The following is a 20847-nucleotide window of genomic DNA, read 5'->3' as shown; positions in this document are numbered from 1 at the left end:
TTAGTGCTGCAGGATTTTCTCAAGGAAGTGCTGCGCGCGTTCGGAGCGGGCGCTGATGTCGCCGAAGAACTCTTCTTTCGGGCAGTCTTCGATGATCTTGCCGGCGTCCATGAAGATCACGCGGTCGGCCACTTTGCGGGCGAAGCCCATTTCGTGGGTCACGCACATCATGGTCATGCCTTCGTGGGCCAGTTGCACCATTACGTCGAGCACTTCGTTGACCATTTCCGGGTCCAGTGCCGAGGTCGGTTCGTCGAACAGCATGACGATCGGGTCCATGGCCAGGGCGCGGGCAATCGCTACACGTTGCTGCTGGCCGCCGGAAAGCTGGCCAGGGTGCTTGTGGGCGTGTGCCGACAGGCCGACGCGCTCGAGCAATTGCAGGCCTTTCTTGGTGGCTTCTTCCTTGCTGCGGCCCAGCACCTTGATCTGCGCGATGGTCAGGTTTTCGGTGATGGTCAGGTGCGGGAACAGTTCGAAGTGCTGGAACACCATGCCCACGCGCGAACGCAGTTTTGGCAGGTTGGTCTTCGGGTCGGCGATGGAGGTGCCGTCGACCACGATGTCGCCCTTCTGGAACGGTTCCAGCGCGTTGACGCACTTGATCAGGGTGGATTTGCCCGAGCCCGACGGCCCGCACACCACGATCACTTCGCCTTTTTTAACCTCGGTGCTGCAATCGGTCAGCACCTGGAAGTCGCCATACCACTTGTTGATGTTCTTGATAGAGATCATACGGCAAACCTTTTTTGCAGACGCTTGACCAGCAGCGAGGCGGAAAAGCTGATGATGAAGTAGACGACACCGGCGAAGATCAGGAACTCATTGGAGCGGCCAATGATGTCGCCGTTGGAACGGGCGGAGTTGAGGAAGTCCACCAGGCCCACGGTGTAGACCAGCGAGGTGTCCTGGAACAGGATGATCGACTGCTGCAGCAGCAGCGGGGTCATCTTGCGGAACGCCTGGGGCAGGATGATCAGGCGCATGGTCTGGCCATAGCTCATGCCCATTGCCTGTGCTGCCGCCATCTGGCCCTTGGGGATCGACTGCACGCCGGCCCGCACGATCTCACAGAAGTACGCGGCTTCGAACATCATGAAGGCCACGACACAGGAGGTGAATGCGCCGATCGGGGTGTCTTCGCCGGTGATCCAGCGCAGCACGAACGGCACCGCCAGGTAGAACCAGGTGATCACCAGCAGCAGCGGGATCGAACGGAAGTAGTTCACATAGGCGCCGGCCAGGCGCGACAGCAGTTTGCTGGACGACAGGCGCATCAGCGCGAGGATCGTGCCCAGGACGATGCCGCCGACCACGCCCATGACCATCAACTGCAAGGTCATGACCATGCCGTTCCACAGGCCCGGGATGGCGGGGATGATGCCGCTGAAATCGAAGTCCATTATTTACCCCCCACGGAGATCAGGCCGGGCACCGCGACTTTCTTCTCGACCAGGCGCATGAGCAGCATCAGGCTCATGTTCAGGGTGAAGTAGATCAGCGTGGCCAGGGTGAAGGCTTCAAACAGGTTGGCCGAGAACTCGGCGGTCTGTTTGGTTTGCGCCAGCAGTTCCATCAAGCCGATCAAGGACGCCACGGAGGAGTTCTTGAACACGTTGAGGAATTCCGAGGTAAGCGGCGGAATAATGATGCGGTAGGCCTGGGGCAGCAGCACGTTCCAGTAGATCTGCGGCAGCTTGAAGCCCATGGCGCGCGCGGCGGATTCCTGGCCACGTGGCAGCGCCTGGATGCCGGTGCGCACTTGCTCGCACACCCGGGCGGCGGTGAACAGGCCCAGGCACACGACAACGCTCAGGTAGGCCGAGGTGGTCGGGTTCAGGTCTTGTTTGTACCAGTCTTGCAGGTTCTGCGGCAGCAGGTCGGGTATCAGGAAATACCAGATGAACAGCTGGACCAGCAGCGGTACGTTACGAAACAGTTCCACGTAGCAGGTCGCGATGCCCGATACGATGCGGTTTGGCACGGTGCGCATGACCCCCAGAATGGAGCCCAGCAACAAGGCGATAATCCATGCCACGACAGCGATGGCGATGGTCCAGCCCAGGCCGGCGATGTACCAGTCGAGATAAGTCTCGCTGCCAACGCCAGTGGACTTGAAGAACACGCCCCAGTCCCAGTTGTAATTCATTAGGGTCTCCCCTCGAGATCGATCGATGTACAAGCACCCGCTTGGGGAAGATCCTTTCCCACCTGACGTTGAACGCCAGGCACACACGATCGGCTCGAAAACCGCCAGGTCGAGTGTTCCAAAATAAAGCCAGCAGGTAGTAACAGACGCCTGAGGGAGGTTTGCTCCCTCAGGAGATAAGGTTAGTCAGAAATCAGATTTTTACGTCAGGCGCTGGCTTGTCGCTTGGGTTAGCGATCAGATCCTTAACCTTGTCGCTCATCGGGAAGTTCAGGTTCAGGCCTTTTGGTGGAATCGGGCTCTCGAACCACTTGCTGTAGATCTTGTTGATTTCGCCGGATTTGTACAGGCCGGTGATGGCGTCATCGACAGCCTTCTTGAATGCTGGATCGTCTTTACGAACCATGCACGCGTAGGCTTCAAACGACTGTGGAGTACCGGTGATGACCCAGTCATCCGGCTTCTTGGCCTTGGCTTCTTCGCCGGCCAGCAGGGCGTCGTCCATCATGAAGGCAACGGCGCGGCCGCTTTCCAGCATCTGGAAGGACTCGCCGTGGTCCTTGGCGGAGATGACGTTCATGCCCATCTGCTTGTCGGCGTTCATCGCCTTGATGATGCGCTCGGACGTGGTGCCGGCGGTGGTCACGACGTTTTTGCCTTTCAGGTCGGCAAAGTCGCTGTAGGACGGCTTGCCATCCTTGTCTTTCTTGACCAGCAGGCGGGTGCCGATTTCGAAGATGTTGACGGTGAAGTCGACTTGCTGGGCGCGTTCGGCGTTATTGGTGGTGGAGCCGCACTCGATATCCGCGGTGCCGTTCTGGATCAGCGGGATACGGGTTTGCGAGGTGACCAGGTTGTACTTGGTCTTCAGGTCGGGTTTGTTCAGGTCTTTTTTCAGGGCTTCAACGATGGCCAGCTGAATGTCGTGGGAGTAGCCCACTGGTTTGCCCGAACCATCCGCGATGTAGGAAAACGGAATGGAGCTGTCGCGGTGAGCGAGAGTGATGGTGCCGGAGTCGTTGATTTTCTTCAGTGTGCCGGTGAGTTCGGCGGCGAAAACTGGAGTGCTGATCAGAGCAGCAGCGATAGCTGCGCCCAAGATATGGGGAACGATGCGCATCAATACTTCCTCGACATTTGTTTTTTTTATGAAGCCGGCTAAACGGCTCTCTTGTACAGCGAATGCCCGTGACGGCTCCTAAGGCGTCCCAGGTAATCGTCAGGAAGTGTAGAGCATGAGTCGTGCCATACCCGAATTAAAAGGCTAAGCGGCTGATTTATAAGCGTATTAACTTTGTGTGACGATGTATTTTCAAGGCTTGGGTCCGGCAAACCGAATGGTTGGGGGTATGCCGTTCGGAAAACCGAATGCCAGCGGGTCAGTATTTTCTGTAGGAACGAGCACGCCTGCGAGGGCATCGACGGGGCTTATTGATCTGCCCAGTGTCTGCATCGCAGGCGCGCCAGCCCTCACAGGGCTATCGACGGCAGGTTCTGCTGTCAGAAGGTGTAGTCGGCCGAGACCACCGCCGCACGCCCGTCGCCAGGCACCGCCCAACCGTTGTTGCGGATGCGGGTCAGGTACTCCTTGTCGAACAGGTTGTTGACGTTCAACTGCAGGTTGAGCTGCTTGTTGACCTTGTAACCCAGCATCGCACGCTGCACCGCATAGCCAGGCGCAGTCGGTGCCCCGGCCGCGCTGACCAGGTACTGCTTGGTCTGCGCTGTGATGCCGTAACCCACCTGGAAGTCGTATGGCAGGTCGTACACCGTCCAGAGGCTGGCCGCATGCTTGGGGGTGAAGGTCAGCGGTTCACCTTTCTGCACATCGATACCGGTGGTTGCCAGGGTGTAGTCGCTGGCGCTGCGCAGTACACGGGTGTTGAGGTAGGTGTAGTTGGCGAAGACCTTCCAGCGATCTGTCAGCGCGCCGCTCAGGCCGAGCGCCACGCCATCGGCACGCGCCTTGCCGTCGAGGGTTTGCGTGCCGCTCAGGTTGCTCGGGTCGTTATCGGCGACTTTGTAGTTGGTGCGGTCATTGCGAAAGATCGCGCCGGTGACCGACAAGGCATCGTCGAGGAAGTCCCACTTGGTGCCGATTTCATAACTGACCGCGGTTTCCGGGGCGACGTTGCAGTTGTTGGTGGCCGTGCTGGAAGTCTTGGCCGGGGTGTAGCAGCCACCGTTGACGCTGGCTTGCGACGGCGTCTTGCTGTTGCCATAGGCGACATAGAAGCTGCCGTTTTCCACCGGCTTGTAGACCAGCGCCAGGCGGTAGGACGTCAGGTCGTCTGCCTGGCCGTAGCGCACGCCGGGCGTTTCCACGCCGGTGCTGGAATAGGCGTTGCTCACCGAACTGCCGGCGTTGTGCTCGTACCGCAGGCCACCATTGATTTCCCATTGCGGGTTGAGCTTGAGCGTATCGAAGGCATAGGCGGCGCGGTTGTTCAGTGCTCCGTCGACATGAGCCGCACGGGTGAAATTGACCGGGCCGGTCCAGTCGGAATTCGGATCGCTGTAGCTGACCGGCGGCGGCACAATCGTGCTGCCGTTGCTGTTCGTCAGCCACTTGCCGGTGTCGGCCTGGTATTCCTCGCGGCTGATGGCGATGCCGGTCACCAGCGTGTGGTCGATGAAGCCGGTGCTGAAGTGGCTGGTCACGTCAGTCTGGTTGGTGAACATTTTGTTCTGGGTGTTGCGCTCGTTACCCAATGAGCCACCGGCTGGCTGGAAAAAGCCCGGGCTCAGGCCTGCGGGGCAGGGGGCACCGGTAATCTGGGTGCCGCTGGCCAGGCAACCGGCCTGCGCACCTTCAGGGCCGGAAGCGCGCAGCTCCTGGCGTACGCGCTCGACGCGGGTGAAGTTGCGGACCGACACGGCATCGTTGAAGTCATGTTCGAGCTTGAGGCTGAACGCGTCCGAGGTGATGTTCTGGTCGTTGATGTTGTGGTAACCGTAATAGTCGCTCCAGCCCACGCCCGGCATCGGCTTGCCGTTGTAGATAGGGATGCCGTATTGCGGCGTGTTGTCATCTTTCTGATGTTCATAACTGACGGTCACGCGCGTCGGCGTGCCCAGGCCGAAGGCGATCGAGGGGGCGATGCCCCAACGCGAGTAATCTTCATAATCGCGGCCCGGCACGTCGTTACCATGGGCCATCAGGTTCAAGCGGAATGCCGTGGTGTCGTTGAGTGTCTGGTTGCTGTCCAGGGTGAGGCGCTTGTAGCTGTCTGTGCCGATGCCGGCGCTGATCGTGGTTTTGTCGCGCAGTTCCGGGGCCTTGGTGACCAGGTTGATGGTGCCGCCGACAGCGCCCGAACCCGAGTACACCGAGCTGGCGCCGCTGACGACTTCGACCTGCTCCAGGTTGAACGGGTCGGTGCGGCTGTATTGCGCGCTGTCGCGCACGCCGTCCACGTAGATATCGCCGCTGGCGGAAAAACCGCGCAGATTGATGCTGTCGCCATAGCCGCTGCCGCCTTCACCGGCACCGAATGTGATGCCCGGCACGGTGCTGAGCACGTCGCGCAGGGTCAGCAGGTTTTGATCGTGAATGACTTCCTTGGGCACCACCGTGATGGTCTGCGGCGTGTCGCGCAGCGCTTCGGTGTACTTGGGTGAAGACGGTGCTACCGGGTTGTAGGCACTTTGCGCCTGCCCTTCGATGCTGGTCGCGCCGAGCTGGATCGGCCCGGTGTTGTCGTCTGGTGCGGCATCCCCCGCATAACTGAAGCCTCCCTGCGCAGCCACTGCCAAACCCACTGCCGATGCGAGCAAATGCCGCGTGGAGAGGGGGGCGGAACGGGTGCCGGTCGTCATTGAATGGTCTCTTGTTAGTAGGATTGAGAGGTGGTCGTGTTTGATAACCAATCTCAAATGTAATAGATTGTTACGTAATGTTTCATGAAAGTTTTGTAAGTTTTATCCACCGTGGGGAGACGCAAATGCACAGCACCGAGCCTTCTGATTTGGCCGGTAACCCCCGGGCCTACGCACGGTGGGTGATGCACGCCGCACAATTGGGGGATGCCGACGCGCAGGCCACCTTGGGCCAGTTGCTGCTGGAGGGGCGTGGCATCCAGCTGGACCAGGCCTTGGCGCTGAGTTGGTTTCGGATCGCTGCGCGCCAGGGGCATCCGATGGCAATCAATATGATCGGCCGTTGCCTGGAGCATGGCTGGGGCGACGCGATCAACCTGGAACAGGCCGCACGGCATTACCGGCAGGCGGCCGATCTGGGCCTGGATTGGGGGCTGTACAACTTCGGTCAGTTGCTGACCCGTGGCCGCGGCGTCGAGCAAGACCTGGGCGCGGCGTTCCAATTGTTCCAGCAGGCGGCTGCCCAAGGACACGCCAAGTCGATGAACCTGCTCGGGCGTTTCCACCATGAGGGCGTCGTGGTGCCCAGGGATGTGCCGCTGGCACGCCAGTGGTACCGGCGCGCGGCCGAGGCCGGTGATTTCCGTGGGCAATACAACCACGCGGCGGAGTTGGCAGAAGCCGGCGACGAGGCGCAGGCCTGTGTCTGGCTTGAGCGCGCGCTGGTGGGCGCCACGCCGGGCTTCCTGCTGGCGGCTTACCCGGTGCTGCTCGGGTCGGCCTTGCCCGGTATCCGGGACATGGGGCTGCGTTACCAGCGCCAGGCCCTCGAGGCATGAAAAAGCCCCTGGACCTTACGGCACAGGGGCTTCTTTACGACCGGTTGATCAGGCCGCTTCGATCTTGCGGTTCTGCTCGACCTTGGACAGGTAACGTTGCACGTTGTCCTGTTCCTGCGCCGTGGTGAACAGGCCCAGCTTGGTGCGCCGCCACAGCACGTCCTGAGGTTGGGTCACCCATTCTTCAGCGCACAGATAATCCACTTCGCGGGTGTACAGGCCGCCACCCAGGTGGTCACCAAGATCGGCCAGCGATTGCACGCCTTCGAGCAAGCGCCAGGTCCGGCTGCCATAAGTGGTGGACCAGCGGCGCGCTATCTCGCTTGGCACCCAGTCGAACTTCGCGCGAATGGCCTCGGCCAGAGCTTCCGGCGTGGTCATGTGCTCGCCGCCGGGCAGGCTCGCGGTGGCGGTCCAGCTCGGGCGCATCTGCGTGAAGTATGGCGCCAATTGTGCCATCGCCGACTCGGCAAGTTTGCGGTAGGTGGTCAGCTTGCCACCGAACACCGACAGGATCGGTGCTTCGCCCGTGCCGCCGGACAGCGACAGGGTGTAGTCACGGGTGATCGCCGACGGGTTATCCGACTCGTCGTTGCACAGCGGGCGCACACCGGAGTAGGTGTGGGCGATGTCGTCGCGGCTCAGTTGCTTCTTGAAGTGCGCGTTGACCACCTTGAGCATGTAGTCGGTTTCGCCTTCGGTGATCGCCACTTTCGCCGGGTCGCCGGTGTATTCGCGGTCGGTGGTGCCGATGATGGTCAGGTGATTCAAGTACGGAATGGTGAAGACAATGCGCTGGTCTTCGTTCTGCAGGATGTGCGCGTGGGCGCCTTCGTACAGTTTCGGCACGATCAAGTGGCTGCCCTGGATCAGGCGGATGCCGTAGGGCGAGTCCAGCTTCAAGTCTTCCTTGATGAACTTGGCAACCCACGGGCCGGCCGCGTTCACCAGGGCGCGGGCGCGGATCGAGAACAGGCTGCCGTCGGCGCGTTCCATGTTCATTTCCCACATGCCGTTGCTGCGGTGCGCGCTGACGCAGCGCGTCTGGGTGTGGATATGCGCGCCTTTTTCACGCGCGGCCATGGCGTTGAGCACCACCAGGCGGGCGTCGTCGACCCAGCAGTCGGAATATTCGAAGCCTTTGGTGATTTCGCTTTTCAGCGGGCTGTCGGCGCCGAACTTGAGGCTTTTGGAACCGGCCAGCTTCTCGCGTTTGCCCAGGTGGTCATAGAGGAACAGGCCCGCGCGGATCATCCACGCCGGACGCAGGTGCGGTCGGTGCGGCAGGACAAAACGCATTTGCTTGACGATGTGCGGGGCCTTGGCCAGCAGCACTTCACGTTCGGCCAGGGCTTCGCGCACGAGGCGGAATTCGTAATGTTCGAGGTAGCGCAGGCCGCCGTGGATCAGCTTGCTGCTGGCGGAGGAGGTGTGGCTGGCGAGGTCGTCCTTTTCGCAAAGGAATACCGACAAACCGCGCCCGGCTGCGTCTGCTGCAATGCCGACGCCATTGATCCCGCCGCCGATCACGGCGACGTCATAGACTTCGGCAAGCGGTGCAGCAGGCAAGGTAGAAGGGTTCATCGGCTGGCCTCGCGATCTTTTCGTATTGGAATTCGAACATTAATGTTCATTTGCGAAAATGGTAGCTGATAAACGCGCGCACAGCCACCCGACTTCGATTGAAAAAACTCATCGAAGGGCGGGAAAAGGAAAATTTGTGAACATAAACCTGTGGAAGCCCGGTTTGCCGGCGATGGCGATCTCAAGGGCGCTATCGCCGGCAAGCCGGGCTCCTACAGGTTGATCGCATTTCGCCAGGAATTACGCATTCAAATGTGGGAGCGGGCTTGCTCGCGAAGGCGTCGGTGCAGGCGCCACAGAGATCGAAGCGTCACACGACTTCGAGGCGAACCTTATGCTGATTCAACAGCTGCACCAGCGCGGGCACCGGCTGCTGGTCGGTTACCAGGCAGTCCACCAGGCTGATCGGCCCCAGCCGAATCATGGCATTGCGCCCGAATTTGCTTGAGTCCGCCGCCAGGATCACTTGGCGCGCATTGGCGATGATCGCCTGGGAAACCCGTACTTCCTGATAGTCGAAGTCGAGCAGGCTGCCGTCTTCGTCGATGCCGCTGATACCCACCAGGGCAAAGTCGACCTTGAACTGGTTGATGAAATCCACACTGGCCTGGCCTACCACACCGCCGTCACGGCGCACGTTGCCGCCGGTCAACAGCACGTCGAAGTCGTCCTTGGCGCTGAGCATGGTGGCGACGTTGAGGTTGTTGGTGATGATTTTCAGGTGATTGTGGTTGAGCAACGCGCGGGCGATGGATTCGGTGGTGGTGCCGATATTGATGAACAGCGAGGCATGATCGGGGATTTGCGCCGCGATGGCTTCGCCGATGCGCTGTTTCTCGTCGCGCATCTGGTCGGCACGCATGGCGTACGCGGTGTTTTCGACGCTGGAGTCATAGGCTGCGCCGCCATGGTAGCGGCGCAACAGATTGGCGTCCGCCAGCTGGTTGATATCGCGGCGGATGGTTTGCGGGGTGACAACGAACAGCTGCGCCATTTCCTCGATACTGACGTAGCCGCGTTCGCGGACCAGTTCGAGGATTTGTTGCTGGCGGGGAGGCAGATTCATGGGGCGTCCTTTGGGCTGCCATACAAAAGTGGCCCATGATGACGCAGGAATCCGCTCCCTGCCAGTTACAACCCTGTCGCCGTCCGGCGCCTGGCTTATTCAGCGCCTTCGTGGGGTTCCCAGTCGCGGGTGCGGCTGACTGCTTTCTGCCAGCCGGCATACAGCTTCTCTTTGGCGACTTCGTCCAGTTGCGGTTCGAATTCGCGCTCGATCACGGCCTTGCCGCGCAGTTCGTCAAGGCTGCCCCAGAACCCGCAGGCCAGGCCGGCCAGATACGCCGCGCCAAGCGCCGTGGTCTCGCGCATTTGCGGGCGCTCGACCTGGGTGCCGAGGATGTCGGCCTGGAACTGCATCAGGAAGTTGTTGGCGACCGCGCCGCCGTCCACGCGCAGGGCCTTGAGGCGTTCGCCGGAGTCTTGCTGCATGGCGTCCAGTACGTCGCGGGTCTGGTAGGCAATCGACTCCAGGGCTGCACGAATAATGTGATCCACGCGTACGCCGCGGGTCAGGCCGAACAGCGCGCCACGGGCATACGGGTCCCAGTACGGAGCGCCCAGGCCAGTGAACGCCGGGACCAGGTACACGCCGTTGCTGTCTTTGACCTTGCCGGCGAAATATTCGGTGTCGGTGGCGTCGGCGATGATCTTCAGCTCATCACGCAGCCATTGCACGGTGGAGCCGCCGTTGAACACCGCGCCTTCGAGGGCGTAAGCCACTTCGCCACGAGGGCCGCAGGCGATGGTGGTGAGCATGCCGTGCTTGGACTTCACCGCCTTGTCGCCGGTGTTCATCAGCAGGAAGCAGCCGGTGCCATAGGTATTCTTGGCCTGCCCGGCTTCGACGCACATCTGGCCGAACAACGCAGCCTGCTGGTCACCGGCGATACCACCGATGGCGATGCCGCTTTTGGTGCGGCCGTAGATTTCCGAGGAGGATTTCACTTCCGGCAGCATTTCGCGCGGCACGTCGAGAATCTCCAGCATCTTCGCATCCCACTCCAGGGTGTGGATGTTGAAGAGCATGGTGCGCGAGGCGTTGGTGTAGTCGGTGACGTGGGTTTTGCCGCCGGTAAATTTCCAGATCAGCCAGCTGTCGATGGTGCCGAACAGCAGTTCGCCGTTGCGCGCCCGCTCGCGGCTGCCTTCGACGTTGTCGAGGATCCACTTGAGCTTGGTGCCGGAGAAGTACGGGTCGGTCACCAGGCCAGTGGTGTCATTGATGTATTGCTCGTGGCCGTCGCGCTTGAGCTGCTGGCAGATCTCGGTGCTGCGGCGGCACTGCCAGACGATGGCGTTGTAGATCGGCCGGCCGGTGATCTTGTCCCACACCACGGTGGTTTCACGCTGGTTGGTGATACCGATGGCGGCGACCTGGTCATGGTGCAGGCCGGCTTGTGCCAGGGCCTCGACCATCACCGCGCTCTGGGTGGCGAAAATTTCCATCGGGTCGTGTTCGACCCAGCCGGCTTGCGGGTAATGCTGAGTGAATTCACGCTGGGCGGTGCAGACCACGTTGGCGTCGCGGTCGAAGATGATCGCGCGCGAACTGGTGGTGCCCTGATCAAGGGCAATGATGTAGTTCTTATTCTCGATATCGGTCATGTCAATTGCCTTGGACGAAATAAGGAAGTCAGAAATCAGCCTGGACCGCGAAGGGCAGGGGCCCAGGCTGGCGCTTTCAGGAAATACGGGTCTTGCCGTTGACAGCCGTGTCAGGTGTTTCAGCTATAGCAGGTGCGGCGCTCGGCAGATGACGGGCAATCAGCCCGCGATAGGCCGCAGCACCGAGGCATGCGCCGACAATCGGCGCGAAAATCGGAACCAGGAAGTAAGGAATATCACGGCCACCGGTAAAGGCCATTTCACCCCAGCCGGCGAAAAAGGTCATCAGCTTGGGCCCGAAATCCCGCGCCGGGTTCATCGCAAAGCCGGTCAGCGGGCCCATGGCGCTGCCAATCACGGCAATCAGCAAGCCGATGAGCAGCGGTGCCAGCGGGCCGCGTGGCAGGCCGTTGTTGTCATCGGTGAGGGCCATGATCACGCCCATCAGGATCGCGGTAATGACCACTTCCACCAGGAACGCTTGGGCAGTGCTCAGCAGCGCATGGGGGTAGGTGGAGAACACCGAGGCCAACTCCAGGCTGGCTTGTGAGCCGCGCACCATGTGGTGGGTTTGTTCGTAATCGAAAAACAGATTGCTGTAGAGGGTGTACACCAGGGCTGCCGAGCAGAAGGCGCCGGCGATCTGGGCGAGAATGTAGAAGGGCAGTTTGCGCTTTTCGAAATCGGCGAAGATGCACAGGGCGATACTGACCGCCGGGTTGAGGTGGGCCCCGGAAATACCGGCGCTCAGGTAGATCGCCATGCTGACGCCGACCCCCCAGATGATGCTGATTTCCCACAAGCCAAAGCTGGCACCCGCGACCTTGAGCGCAGCGACACATCCCGTACCGAAGAAGATCAGCAGCGCAGTCCCCAGGAACTCGGCCATGCATTGGCTCGAAAGTGAAGGCTGTTGAAGAGCAGTTGTCATGGAAAACCTCAATTGTTGTTCTTGTCTGGCGTTTGACCTCAACGGGTCATGCGCGATTTTCACCGTGGTGGGGATCCCCATCTCCGCCACGGCTTACTGCTCGAAACACGTAGGTGTATTCCTACAGTATTCGGAAACGAAAAAATATAGACAAGAATCACGGCTGTCAAAGGTCGAAAGTGAACGGTCGGTCACTTTCCAACTATTGGTCTGGTGAATGATCATGAGGCGCCCTCTGAAGCGAGAGGTCACGAGCGCGCGCACTAGAGCGTTTCGCACGGGCTTGGCTTAGAATTGGTGCTCTGTCTGCCACGCCCGGAGAGGTCATGACACCTGCATTGGATTTGTTGAAAAAAGTTCGTGCCGAACATCGCATCCACAGTTATGAGCACGATCCGAAGTCCGCCTCCTATGGCCTGGAGGCCGCGGAAAAATTGGGCTTGGACCCGGCGCAGGTGTTCAAGACCTTGCTCGCCAGCAGTGAGAAGGGCGAACTGTTGGTCGCGGTGGTGCCGGTCGTCGGAAGTCTGGATTTGAAAGCGCTCGCCCAGGCGGCGGGGGTCAAGAAAGCCGAAATGGCCGACCCGGCTGCGGCGCAACGCTCCACCGGTTATTTGCTCGGCGGTATCAGCCCGCTGGGCCAGAAAAAGCGCCTGCGCACCTTTATCGATATGACGGCGCAGCAATTTGCGACGATTCACGTGAGTGCAGGGAGAAGGGGATTGGAGGTCGAACTGCCCGCAGCAGTGCTGGCCGAACACACCCAGGCCAAGTTCGCGCCGATAGGCCGGGCCTGATCTCAGGCCAATGCAGATCCAATGTGGGAGCGGGCTTGCCCGCGAAAACGGTGTGTCAGGCAAAGATGCAGTGACTGATGTAGCGCATTCGCGAGCAAGCCCGCTCCCACATTTCGATAGGGTTTTGTCAGTTCGTTGGGCTGGAAGGGCGCATGCTGGGTCGGAGTGATTTGTCGAACACACCCCAGGCCACGTTCGCGCCGATAGGCCGGGCCTGATCCAATGTGGGAGCGGGCTTGCCCACGAAAGCGGTGTGACAGTCAAAGATGCAGTGACTGATGAAGCGCATTCGCGAGCAAGCCCGCTCCCACATTTCGATGGGGTTTTGTCAGTTCGTTGGGCTGGAAGGGCGCATGCTGGGTTCGGAGGGATTTGTCGAACATACCCCAGGCCAAGTTCGCGCCGATAGGCCGGGCCTGATCTCAGGCCGGTGCAGATCCAATGTGGGAGCGGGCTTGCTCGCGAAAGCGGTGTGGCAGTCAAAGATGCAGTGACTGATGTAGCGCATTCGCGAGCAAGCCCGCTCCCACATTTCGATAGGATTGCGTCAGTTCGCCGGGCTGTAACGCCGCCTGCTGTTCGAAGGGATTTGTCGAACATACCCCAGGCCAAGTTCGCGCTGATAGGCCGGGCCTGATCTCAGGCCAGTGCAGATCCAATGTGGGAGCGGGCTTGCCCGCGAAAGCAGTGTGACACTCAAAGATGCAGTGGCTGATGCAGCGCATTCGCGAGCAAGCCCGCTCCCACATTAAGATAGGGCTTTGTCAGTTCGCCGGGCTGTAACGCCGTACACCGGATTCGGCATGCGGAATCTGCGCGGCAGTGCTGCCCGAGGCCTGGAACAATATCAGGTGTTCTGCCGCGACACGGATACCCACATCCGCGCCGACCTGATGATCCGCATGGCTAGGGAATATCGACTCCAGCTGCGCGCCCGTTGGCAATTGCAGGCGGTACAGGGTTGAGGCGCCCAGGAAGGTCTTGCCGACGATCTGCGCTTTCAGTGCACTGTCCGGCGCATAGACGATGTCGTCCGGACGCAGCAGCACGTCCACTGCGCCACCGGTAGGCCAGGTGTAGGCACGATTGCCCCGCAGATCGCCGAGTTCGGTGCTGACCGATTCCGGCGAGCTTAGCTGGCCACGGATGAAATAGCCCTGGCCAATAAAGCTGGCGACATATGGCGTCTGCGGCTCGTGGTAGAGGTTATAGGGCGTGTCCCACTGCTCCAGCCGACCCTCTTTGAACACGCCCACCTGATCACTCACCGCGAAGGCTTCTTCCTGGTCATGGGTGACCAGAATCGCACTGGTGCCGCGTGCCTTGAGGATGTCACGAACTTCGTGGCTCAGCTTGCGCCGCAGTTCGCCATCGAGGTTGGAGAAGGGTTCATCGAGCAACAACAGCTGCGGTTCCGGCGCCAGGGCGCGGGCCAGGGCCACCCGTTGTTGCTGGCCGCCGGAAAGCTCGTGGGGGAAGCGTTTGCCGAGGTTCTTCAGGTTCACCAGTTCCAGCAGTTCGGCGACCACGCGGTCTTTTTGCGGGTGCTTGCGAATGCCGAAGGCGATGTTGTCCGCCACGCTGAGGTGCGGAAACAGCGCGTAGTCCTGGAACACCATGCCGATACGACGTTTCTCTGGAGCCAAGGTGAAGCCGGCACTGGAAATCACTTCGCCGGCCAGGCTGATTTCACCTTCATGCACCGGCTCGAACCCGGCGATCGCCCGCAGGGTAGTGGTTTTGCCGCAGCCCGAGGAGCCGAGCAAGCACCCGATGTCGCCGGCGTTGAGGTGCAGGTTGAGGTTCTGCACCACACGTTGATCTTGATAGCCGCATGCCAGATTGCGCAGGTTCAGCAGTAATGGCTGGCTCATGCGTGGTGGTACGCCGGCTCGACGAGGAACTCAAGCAAGGCCTTCTGTGCGTGCAGGCGGTTTTCTGCCTGGTCCCAGGCCACGGAGCGCGGGTCGTCGAGCAGGTCGAGGCTGATCTCCTCGCCACGGTGGGCCGGCAGGCAGTGCATGAACAGCACATCTGGCGCAGCCTGGTCGAGCAGGGCACGGGTAACCTGGAAGGGCGCAAACAGCGCCAGGCGCTTGGCGGTTTCGTCTTCCTGACCCATCGAGGTCCAGACGTCGGTGCTCACCAGGTGGGCGCCGATCACCGCGTCGCGCGGGTCACGCACCACGGTCACGCGGTCGCCGGCCTGTTCGAGGAAACGTGCGTCAGGCTCGTAGCCTTCCGGGCAGGCAATGCGCAGCTGGAAATCGAATTGGATCGCCGCTTCTATATAGCTGTTGCACATGTTATTGCCGTCGCCGATCCAGGCCACGGTCTTGCCCTGGATCGAGCCGCGGTGTTCGAGGAAGGTCTGCATGTCGGCCAGCAACTGGCACGGGTGCAGATCATCGGACAGGCCATTGATCACCGGCACGCGCGAGTTGGCAGCGAATTCGGTCAAGGTGCTGTGGGCAAAGGTACGGATCATCACCGCATCAAGCATGCGCGACATGACGATGGCGCAATCGCTGATCGGCTCGCCACGGCCCAGTTGGGTGTCGCGCGGCGACAGGAAGATGGCCTGGCCACCCAGCTGGATCATGCCGGCTTCGAAAGACAAGCGGGTGCGGGTCGACGACTTCTCGAAAATCATGCCGAGCACGCGGTTTTTCAAAGGCTCGAACAGTACGCCGCGGTTACGCAGGTCTTTAAGCTCAATGCCTCGACGGATCACGCTGACCAGCTCTTCGGGCGTGCAATCCATCAGGGAGAGAAAGTGCCTTGCGCTCATCATTAACTACCTTTTTGCAACAGACCGCAGATACTCAAAGCCTTGTTTATTGTGACAACGGGCGAGACCTGCGGCGAAAGCCGCACGGGGCGACGAAATAGGGGAAGGCGCGATCTTATAATTAAATGTCGCGTCTTACCAATAGGGCTACGGTTTTTAAGGGTGTTCAAGCAGGGCGCCGGAGCGCGTTTGAAGACGATTTCCTGACAGCAGCGGGCCATTTGTACACTGGCGCCGCAGCCTTTTGCAATGCGCGGGGACGCGCCCAGGCCAAGCTGCGTCGGTTTTGGCGGCTATGTGGGAAGTTTCTGAAACATTTGCTCACGTATACCCATGCCCGGGCCTGATGCCGGCCGATTCACGGGGCGAACGTTACTGGTCCCTGTGCCTGGCGCGGCCCATAGTGCAGCCATCCCCAATAAAGAGACTGGCCATGACCAAGACTCTCCATCACCGTGCCTGCCACCTGTGCGAAGCCATCTGCGGCCTGACCCTGGAAACCACCCAGGCCGACGACGGCAGCCTGGCGATCACCTCGATCAAGGGCGACGCGCTGGATACGTTCAGCCGCGGGCATATCTGCCCCAAGGCCGTTGCGCTGCAGGATATCCAGAATGATCCGGACCGCCTGCACCAGCCGATGCGGCGCGTGGGCAGCGAATGGCAGTCGATCTCGTGGGAAGAAGCCTTTGGGCTTGTAGCCGAACGGCTGGCGGGCATTCAGACGCGTCACGGGCAAAACGCGGTGGCGGTGTATCAGGGCAACCCCAGCGTGCATAACTACGGGCTGATGACCCACAGCAACTACTTCCTTGGCCAACTGAAGACACGCAACCGGTTTTCCGCAACCTCGGTGGACCAGTTGCCCCATCACCTCACCAGTCACTTGATGTACGGACACGGGCTGTTGTTGCCGATCCCGGACATCGACCACACCGACTTCATGCTGATCCTGGGCGGCAACCCGCTGGCGTCGAATGGCAGCATCATGACCGTCCCCGATGTGGAGAAGCGCCTCAAGGCCATCCAGGCGCGGGGCGGCAAAGTGGTGGTGGTCGATCCTCGGCGCAGCGAGACAGCGGCAATGGCTGACCAGCACCTGTTCGTGCGCCCGGGAGGGGATGCCGCGTTGTTGTTCGGGGTGCTCAACACGCTGTTTACCGAAAACCTGACCCGCGCCAGCCATCTGCCGGTTGAAGGCCTGGAGGAGGTGCGTCAGGCCATCGCCGGCTTTACCGCTGAGGCCATGAGCGATCAGTGTGCGGTGCCGGCTGAGCAGATTCGCCAGTTGGCGCGGGACTTTGCAGGCGCCGACAAGGCGGTGTGCTACGGGCGCATGGGTGTCTCGACCCAGGCGTTTGGCACGCTGTGCCATTGGCTGGTGCAGTTGATCAACCTGGTGACCGGCAACCTGGACCGCGTCGGCGGTGCCTTGTGCACTACCCCGGCCGTGGACTTGGTCGCGTCCACCGGCGGCGGGCATTTCAATCGCTGGCAGAGCCGGGTCTCCGGACGACCGGAGTACGGTGGCGAGTTGCCGGTGTCGGCCCTCGCCGAGGAAATGCTCACCGAAGGTGAAGGACAAATCCGCGCGCTGGTGACCGTGGCCGGCAACCCCGTGCTGTCGACGCCCAATGGTCGTCAGCTCGAACAGGCCCTGGATAGCCTGGAGTTCATGGTCAGTATCGACCTGTATATCAACGAGACGACGCGTTATGCCGACCTGATCCTGCCGTCCACCTCGGCGCTGGAAAACGATCATTACGACACCACCTTCAACATGTTTGCGGTGCGTAACGTCACCCGCTTCAATCGCGCAATCCTGCCCAAGCCTGCGGGCGCGCTGCATGACTGGGAGATTTTTGTCGGGCTGGCTCAAGCGTTTGCGGCGCACACCGGCGCTGCGCTCAAGCCCACCATGCCGCCAGCGCAGATGATCGATTTCGGGCTGCGGGCCGGGACCTATGGTGATGCGTCCGGGTACAAGTTGTCGGTGGCGATGCTCGCCGAGCATCCCCATGGCCTGGACCTGGGCCCGCTCAAGCCCAACCTCGCCGCGCGTCTGAAAACCGCTGATGGCAAGGTGCGCGCGGCGCCGGCGGTGATCCTCGCGGACCTGGCGCGTTTTGCCGCGCAGCCGGTGCCGGTGGCTGACGAATTGTTGCTGATCGGTCGGCGCCATGTGCGCAGCAACAATTCCTGGATGCACAACTATCACCGGCTGGTGAAGGGCAAGCCTCGGCACCAGTTGCTGATGCATCCGGACGACCTGAGCCGTCGGCAGTTGAGTGATGGCCAGCGGGTGCGTGTGAGTTCGCGCATCGGCATGATCGAGGTCGAGGTGGTGGCCAGCCTGGACATGATGCCCGGCGTGGTCAGCCTGCCTCACGGCTGGGGCCATGGCCGCCCCGGCGTGCAGATGACCATCGCCAGCAGCCAGCCGGGCGCGAGCGCGAACGACTTGACTGACGAACGGCAATTGGACGAATTGTCCGGCAACGCCGCGTTGAACGGGGTGCCGGTGCAGGTTGCAGCCGCTTAAGGAGCCCGAGCACCACGCTGGGATTTTGCGTTACAATGCGCCACCGTGCCGACCTGTGAGTCGCAAAGTTCCAGCCGAGGTGTTCCATGGATATCATCGAAACGATCAAAGAGCAGATTGCCAACAACACCATTCTGCTTTACATGAAGGGCGCTCCGAACGCTCCTCAGTGCGGTTTCTCCGCGAAGGCTTCCCAGGCCATCATGGCGTGCGGCGAGAAGTTCGCTTACGTGGATATCCTGCAAAACCCTGAAATCCGCGCCAACCTGCCGAAGTACGCCAACTGGCCTACTTTCCCACAACTGTGGGTTGCCGGTGAGCTGGTCGGCGGTAGCGACATCATCGTCGAAATGGCCGCTGATGGTTCGCTGCAGGCGCTGATCAAAGAAGCCGCGGCAAACGCTGCAGCCAAGACCGACGCTTGATTCTAGAAATCATCGGTCAATAAAAAGCCCCGCTTCTCATAAGAGAGCGGGGCTTTTTTGTACCTGTCGCCTAGGGCTTATTCACCCATCTGCGATTGCAGGTAGTTCTCCAGGCTGACTTTGTCGATCAGGCCCAGTTGGGTCTCCAGCCAGTCGATATGTTCTTCCTGGTCTTCCAGGATATCTTCCAGCAGTTCACGGCTGCCGAAGTCACCCTTGGTCTCACAGTGCGCAATGGCGGCCTTGAGGTCGCTGTGGCTCTTGCGTTCAAAGCCCAGGTCGCTGCTGATCATTTCCTGGGTGTGCTCGCCGATGTTGAGCTTGCCCAGGTCCTGCACGTTCGGCAGGCCTTCCAGGAACAGGATGCGCTTGATCAGCGCGTCGGCGTCCTTCATGGCTTTGATGGATTCTTTGTATTCACGCTTGCCGAGCTTTTCCAGGCCCCAATCGTCATACATGCGCGCATGCAGAAAGTACTGATTGATCGCGACCAGTTCATTGGCAAGGATTTTGTTGAGTTGCTGGATGACTGAGATGTCGCCTTTCATGACTGGGGTCCTGCCCTGTAATAGCTGTGTATAAGGCGGAGTTTGAGCGGCGAAATCCCTAGTGTCAAACCTAAGTTATTGAATAATAAATGAAAATTAATCGGAATAAGAATGTTTGTGTTCCGCGTCTTGACGCTAACTAATTGAATTGCAGGCATAAAAAAACCGGACACTAAGTCCGGTTCTTTAAAACACGCGTATTCAGGCGTGTGTAAATTCTGCTGTGTAGGGGAGCGCGGCCTGGGCTGTCTGCAGCTGCGTCAGGGTTTCCCGTACCACTTGCTTGGCGAGGCAAGCACATTTTCCGCACTGGCTGGCAACGCCGGTGGTTTCACGTACTTCCTTGTAGCTGCAGCAACCTTCGTAGATTGCTTCGCGGATTTGTCCGTCGGTGACGCCAGTACACAGGCACACATACATAAGGGAGAACCGTCGCGGGTTTAAGGCTTAAGTGCGATGGATCTTAATGTTAACGAGAATGATTGTCAAAGTAGATTCGTAGGGTATTCGCAGGCATTGCCCACGCACTGACGAACGGTTTTTTCAGTGTATGATGCTCGGTCTTCACGAAGCGTGACTGCGTCACGGGCCTGTCGCTTGAATGCGGCAGACTTGAGGCCGGTCCTTTTACTTCAATCGTCACCCTACTATCAGGAGATAACCAATGAGCGTACTCGTCGGCAAACAAGCCCCGGATTTCGACGTACCTGCCGTCCTCGGCAATGGCGAAATCGTTGACAGCTTCAAACTGTCTGAAGCCATCAAAGGCAAATACGGCCTGGTATTCTTCTACCCGCTGGACTTCACCTTCGTCTGCCCTTCGGAGCTGATCGCTCTGGACCACCGCATGGACGATTTCAAGGCGCGCAACGTAGAAGTGGTTGCCGTTTCTATCGACTCCCATTTCACCCACAACGCCTGGCGCAACACTGCCATCAATGATGGCGGCATCGGCAAAGTCAAATACACCATGGCTGCCGACATGAAGCACGACATCGCCAAGGCCTACGACGTCGAGTCCGAAGGCGGCGTGGCTTTCCGTGGCGCGTTCCTGATCGACGACAAGGGCGTTGTACGTTCCCAGATCATCAACGACCTGCCGCTGGGTCGTAACATGGAAGAGCTGATCCGCCTGGTCGACGCTCTGCAATTCCACGAAGAGCACGGCGAAGTCTGCCCTGCCAACTGGAAAAAAGGCGACAAAGGCATGAACGCTTCGCCAGAAGGCGTTGCGGCTTACCTGACCGAGAACGCTGGCAAGCTGTAAGCCAGTTTCACGGTAAAAAAAACCGGCCTGAGAAGGCCGGTTTTTTTATGCGCGGGATTCAGCCGTGTGACTGGCTTTGAGTCGCGAGCGCGCTGCTCGTGGTCAGGAGGCCTCTTGTGGCAAGCGTGCTCACCACAACACAGCAACCAAATTACCGCATCAAGGCAAGCAGGCTGTGGTGAGTAGGCTTCATGTGGTGCACAAGCCTCGTGTGGTGAGCAGGCTTCTTGTGGCGAGCAGGCTTGTCCTGCGTTGGGCCGCGCAGCGGCCCCAAAACCAGACCCCGCGGTTTACCTGATGAGTCCTGTGGGTGCCAATGGGGCTGCTGCGCAGCCCAACGCAGGGCAAGCCTGCTCACCACAACACAGCAACCCGATGGCCACAGTAGGGTAAGCAGGCCGTGGTGAGGCGGCTCCACGTGGAGGAACAAGCTTCTTGTATTGAATAGGCTTCTTGTGGAGAACAAGCCTTTCGTGATGAGCAAGCCT

The 20847-nt window shown here is 60.2% G+C and carries 18 protein-coding genes; 5 read left to right on the top strand and 13 right to left on the bottom strand.

Going from position 1 to position 20847, the window contains the following annotated elements; translation table 11 throughout:
• The 5 genes from BBG20_RS21250 to BBG20_RS21230 form a co-directional block, all read right to left on the bottom strand.
• Entirely contained in the window at positions 1 to 735 is a 735-nt protein-coding gene (locus BBG20_RS21250; RefSeq protein WP_007916729.1) for an amino acid ABC transporter ATP-binding protein, read from the bottom strand.
• Entirely contained in the window at positions 732 to 1403 is a 672-nt protein-coding gene (locus BBG20_RS21245; protein WP_065906795.1) for an amino acid ABC transporter permease, read from the bottom strand. The genes BBG20_RS21250 and BBG20_RS21245 overlap by 4 nt, the downstream gene beginning before the upstream one ends.
• Complete coding sequence (locus BBG20_RS21240) at positions 1403 to 2149, bottom strand: amino acid ABC transporter permease (protein WP_065906793.1); 747 nt, start codon at positions 2147 to 2149, stop codon at positions 1403 to 1405. Before BBG20_RS21240 ends, BBG20_RS21245 begins: the two co-directional genes overlap by 1 nt.
• A 193-nt stretch (positions 2150 to 2342) precedes the next feature.
• Positions 2343 to 3269, bottom strand: coding sequence for a glutamate/aspartate ABC transporter substrate-binding protein (locus BBG20_RS21235; RefSeq protein ID WP_065906791.1), 927 nt, complete (start codon positions 3267 to 3269; stop codon positions 2343 to 2345).
• Between the two features lie 380 nt (positions 3270 to 3649).
• Positions 3650 to 5968 carry a TonB-dependent receptor gene (locus BBG20_RS21230; RefSeq protein ID WP_065906789.1) on the bottom strand — a complete coding sequence of 773 codons (2319 nt, stop codon included), beginning with the start codon at positions 5966 to 5968 and terminating at the stop codon, positions 3650 to 3652.
• A 125-nt stretch (positions 5969 to 6093) separates the two neighbouring features.
• Here BBG20_RS21230 and BBG20_RS21225 point away from each other — a divergent pair, with 125 nt between their 5' ends.
• Positions 6094 to 6807 carry a tetratricopeptide repeat protein gene (locus BBG20_RS21225; protein ID WP_065906787.1) on the top strand — a complete coding sequence of 238 codons (714 nt, stop codon included), beginning with the start codon at positions 6094 to 6096 and terminating at the stop codon, positions 6805 to 6807.
• A 48-nt stretch (positions 6808 to 6855) separates the two neighbouring features.
• Here BBG20_RS21225 and glpD read toward each other — a convergent pair whose 3' ends face one another.
• From glpD to BBG20_RS21205, 4 genes are all read right to left on the bottom strand, one after another.
• Positions 6856 to 8391, bottom strand: a complete 1536-nt coding sequence (gene glpD, locus BBG20_RS21220) for a glycerol-3-phosphate dehydrogenase (protein ID WP_065906785.1) — start codon at positions 8389 to 8391, stop codon at positions 6856 to 6858.
• Between the two features lie 310 nt (positions 8392 to 8701).
• Positions 8702 to 9457, bottom strand: coding sequence for a DeoR/GlpR family transcriptional regulator (locus BBG20_RS21215; RefSeq protein ID WP_010212755.1), 756 nt, complete (start codon positions 9455 to 9457; stop codon positions 8702 to 8704).
• A gap of 95 nt (positions 9458 to 9552) precedes the next feature.
• The gene (gene glpK, locus BBG20_RS21210; protein ID WP_065906783.1) at positions 9553 to 11058 is read right to left on the bottom strand and encodes a glycerol kinase GlpK; all 1506 of its coding nucleotides are present in this window, start codon (positions 11056 to 11058) and stop codon (positions 9553 to 9555) included.
• 76 nt (positions 11059 to 11134) lie between these two features.
• Positions 11135 to 11989, bottom strand: a complete 855-nt coding sequence (locus tag BBG20_RS21205; RefSeq protein ID WP_065906780.1) for an MIP/aquaporin family protein — start codon at positions 11987 to 11989, stop codon at positions 11135 to 11137.
• A 326-nt stretch (positions 11990 to 12315) separates the two neighbouring features.
• On the opposite strand from BBG20_RS21205, the gene ybaK reads away from it, so the two are divergent.
• On the top strand, positions 12316 to 12786 hold the full coding sequence (gene ybaK / locus BBG20_RS21200; RefSeq protein ID WP_065906777.1) for a Cys-tRNA(Pro) deacylase: 471 nt from the start codon (positions 12316 to 12318) through the stop codon (positions 12784 to 12786).
• A gap of 764 nt (positions 12787 to 13550) precedes the next feature.
• On the opposite strand, the gene BBG20_RS21190 is transcribed toward ybaK, so the two are convergent.
• The gene (locus BBG20_RS21190) at positions 13551 to 14660 is read right to left on the bottom strand and encodes an ABC transporter ATP-binding protein (RefSeq protein WP_065906773.1); all 1110 of its coding nucleotides are present in this window, start codon (positions 14658 to 14660) and stop codon (positions 13551 to 13553) included.
• Positions 14657 to 15577, bottom strand: a complete 921-nt coding sequence (gene argF, locus BBG20_RS21185) for an ornithine carbamoyltransferase (RefSeq protein WP_065906772.1) — start codon at positions 15575 to 15577, stop codon at positions 14657 to 14659. The genes BBG20_RS21190 and argF overlap by 4 nt, the downstream gene beginning before the upstream one ends.
• A gap of 433 nt (positions 15578 to 16010) precedes the next feature.
• Here argF and BBG20_RS21180 point away from each other — a divergent pair, with 433 nt between their 5' ends.
• Both BBG20_RS21180 and grxD read left to right on the top strand, forming a co-directional pair.
• Complete coding sequence (locus tag BBG20_RS21180) at positions 16011 to 18119, top strand: molybdopterin oxidoreductase family protein (protein WP_065906771.1); 2109 nt, start codon at positions 16011 to 16013, stop codon at positions 18117 to 18119.
• Positions 18120 to 18205: 86 nt separating this feature from the next.
• Positions 18206 to 18544 carry a Grx4 family monothiol glutaredoxin gene (gene grxD / locus BBG20_RS21175; protein ID WP_065906770.1) on the top strand — a complete coding sequence of 113 codons (339 nt, stop codon included), beginning with the start codon at positions 18206 to 18208 and terminating at the stop codon, positions 18542 to 18544.
• A gap of 77 nt (positions 18545 to 18621) precedes the next feature.
• Here grxD and bfr read toward each other — a convergent pair whose 3' ends face one another.
• Positions 18622 to 19092 carry a bacterioferritin gene (bfr, locus tag BBG20_RS21170; protein WP_012722487.1) on the bottom strand — a complete coding sequence of 157 codons (471 nt, stop codon included), beginning with the start codon at positions 19090 to 19092 and terminating at the stop codon, positions 18622 to 18624.
• 201 nt (positions 19093 to 19293) lie between these two features.
• On the bottom strand, positions 19294 to 19512 hold the full coding sequence (locus BBG20_RS31995; RefSeq protein WP_078740971.1) for a bacterioferritin-associated ferredoxin: 219 nt from the start codon (positions 19510 to 19512) through the stop codon (positions 19294 to 19296).
• Positions 19513 to 19756: 244 nt separating this feature from the next.
• Between BBG20_RS31995 and BBG20_RS21165 the strand changes: the two genes are divergently transcribed.
• Positions 19757 to 20359 (top strand): peroxiredoxin, encoded by a 603-nt coding sequence (locus tag BBG20_RS21165; RefSeq protein ID WP_003172097.1) that lies wholly within the window; start codon positions 19757 to 19759, stop codon positions 20357 to 20359.
• The last annotated feature ends 488 nt before the right edge of the window (positions 20360 to 20847 follow it).

This window comes from Pseudomonas aylmerensis (assembly GCF_001702265.1).
Lineage (GTDB): Bacteria > Pseudomonadota > Gammaproteobacteria > Pseudomonadales > Pseudomonadaceae > Aquipseudomonas > Aquipseudomonas aylmerensis.
This window is presented reverse-complemented; position numbering and strand designations above follow the sequence as displayed.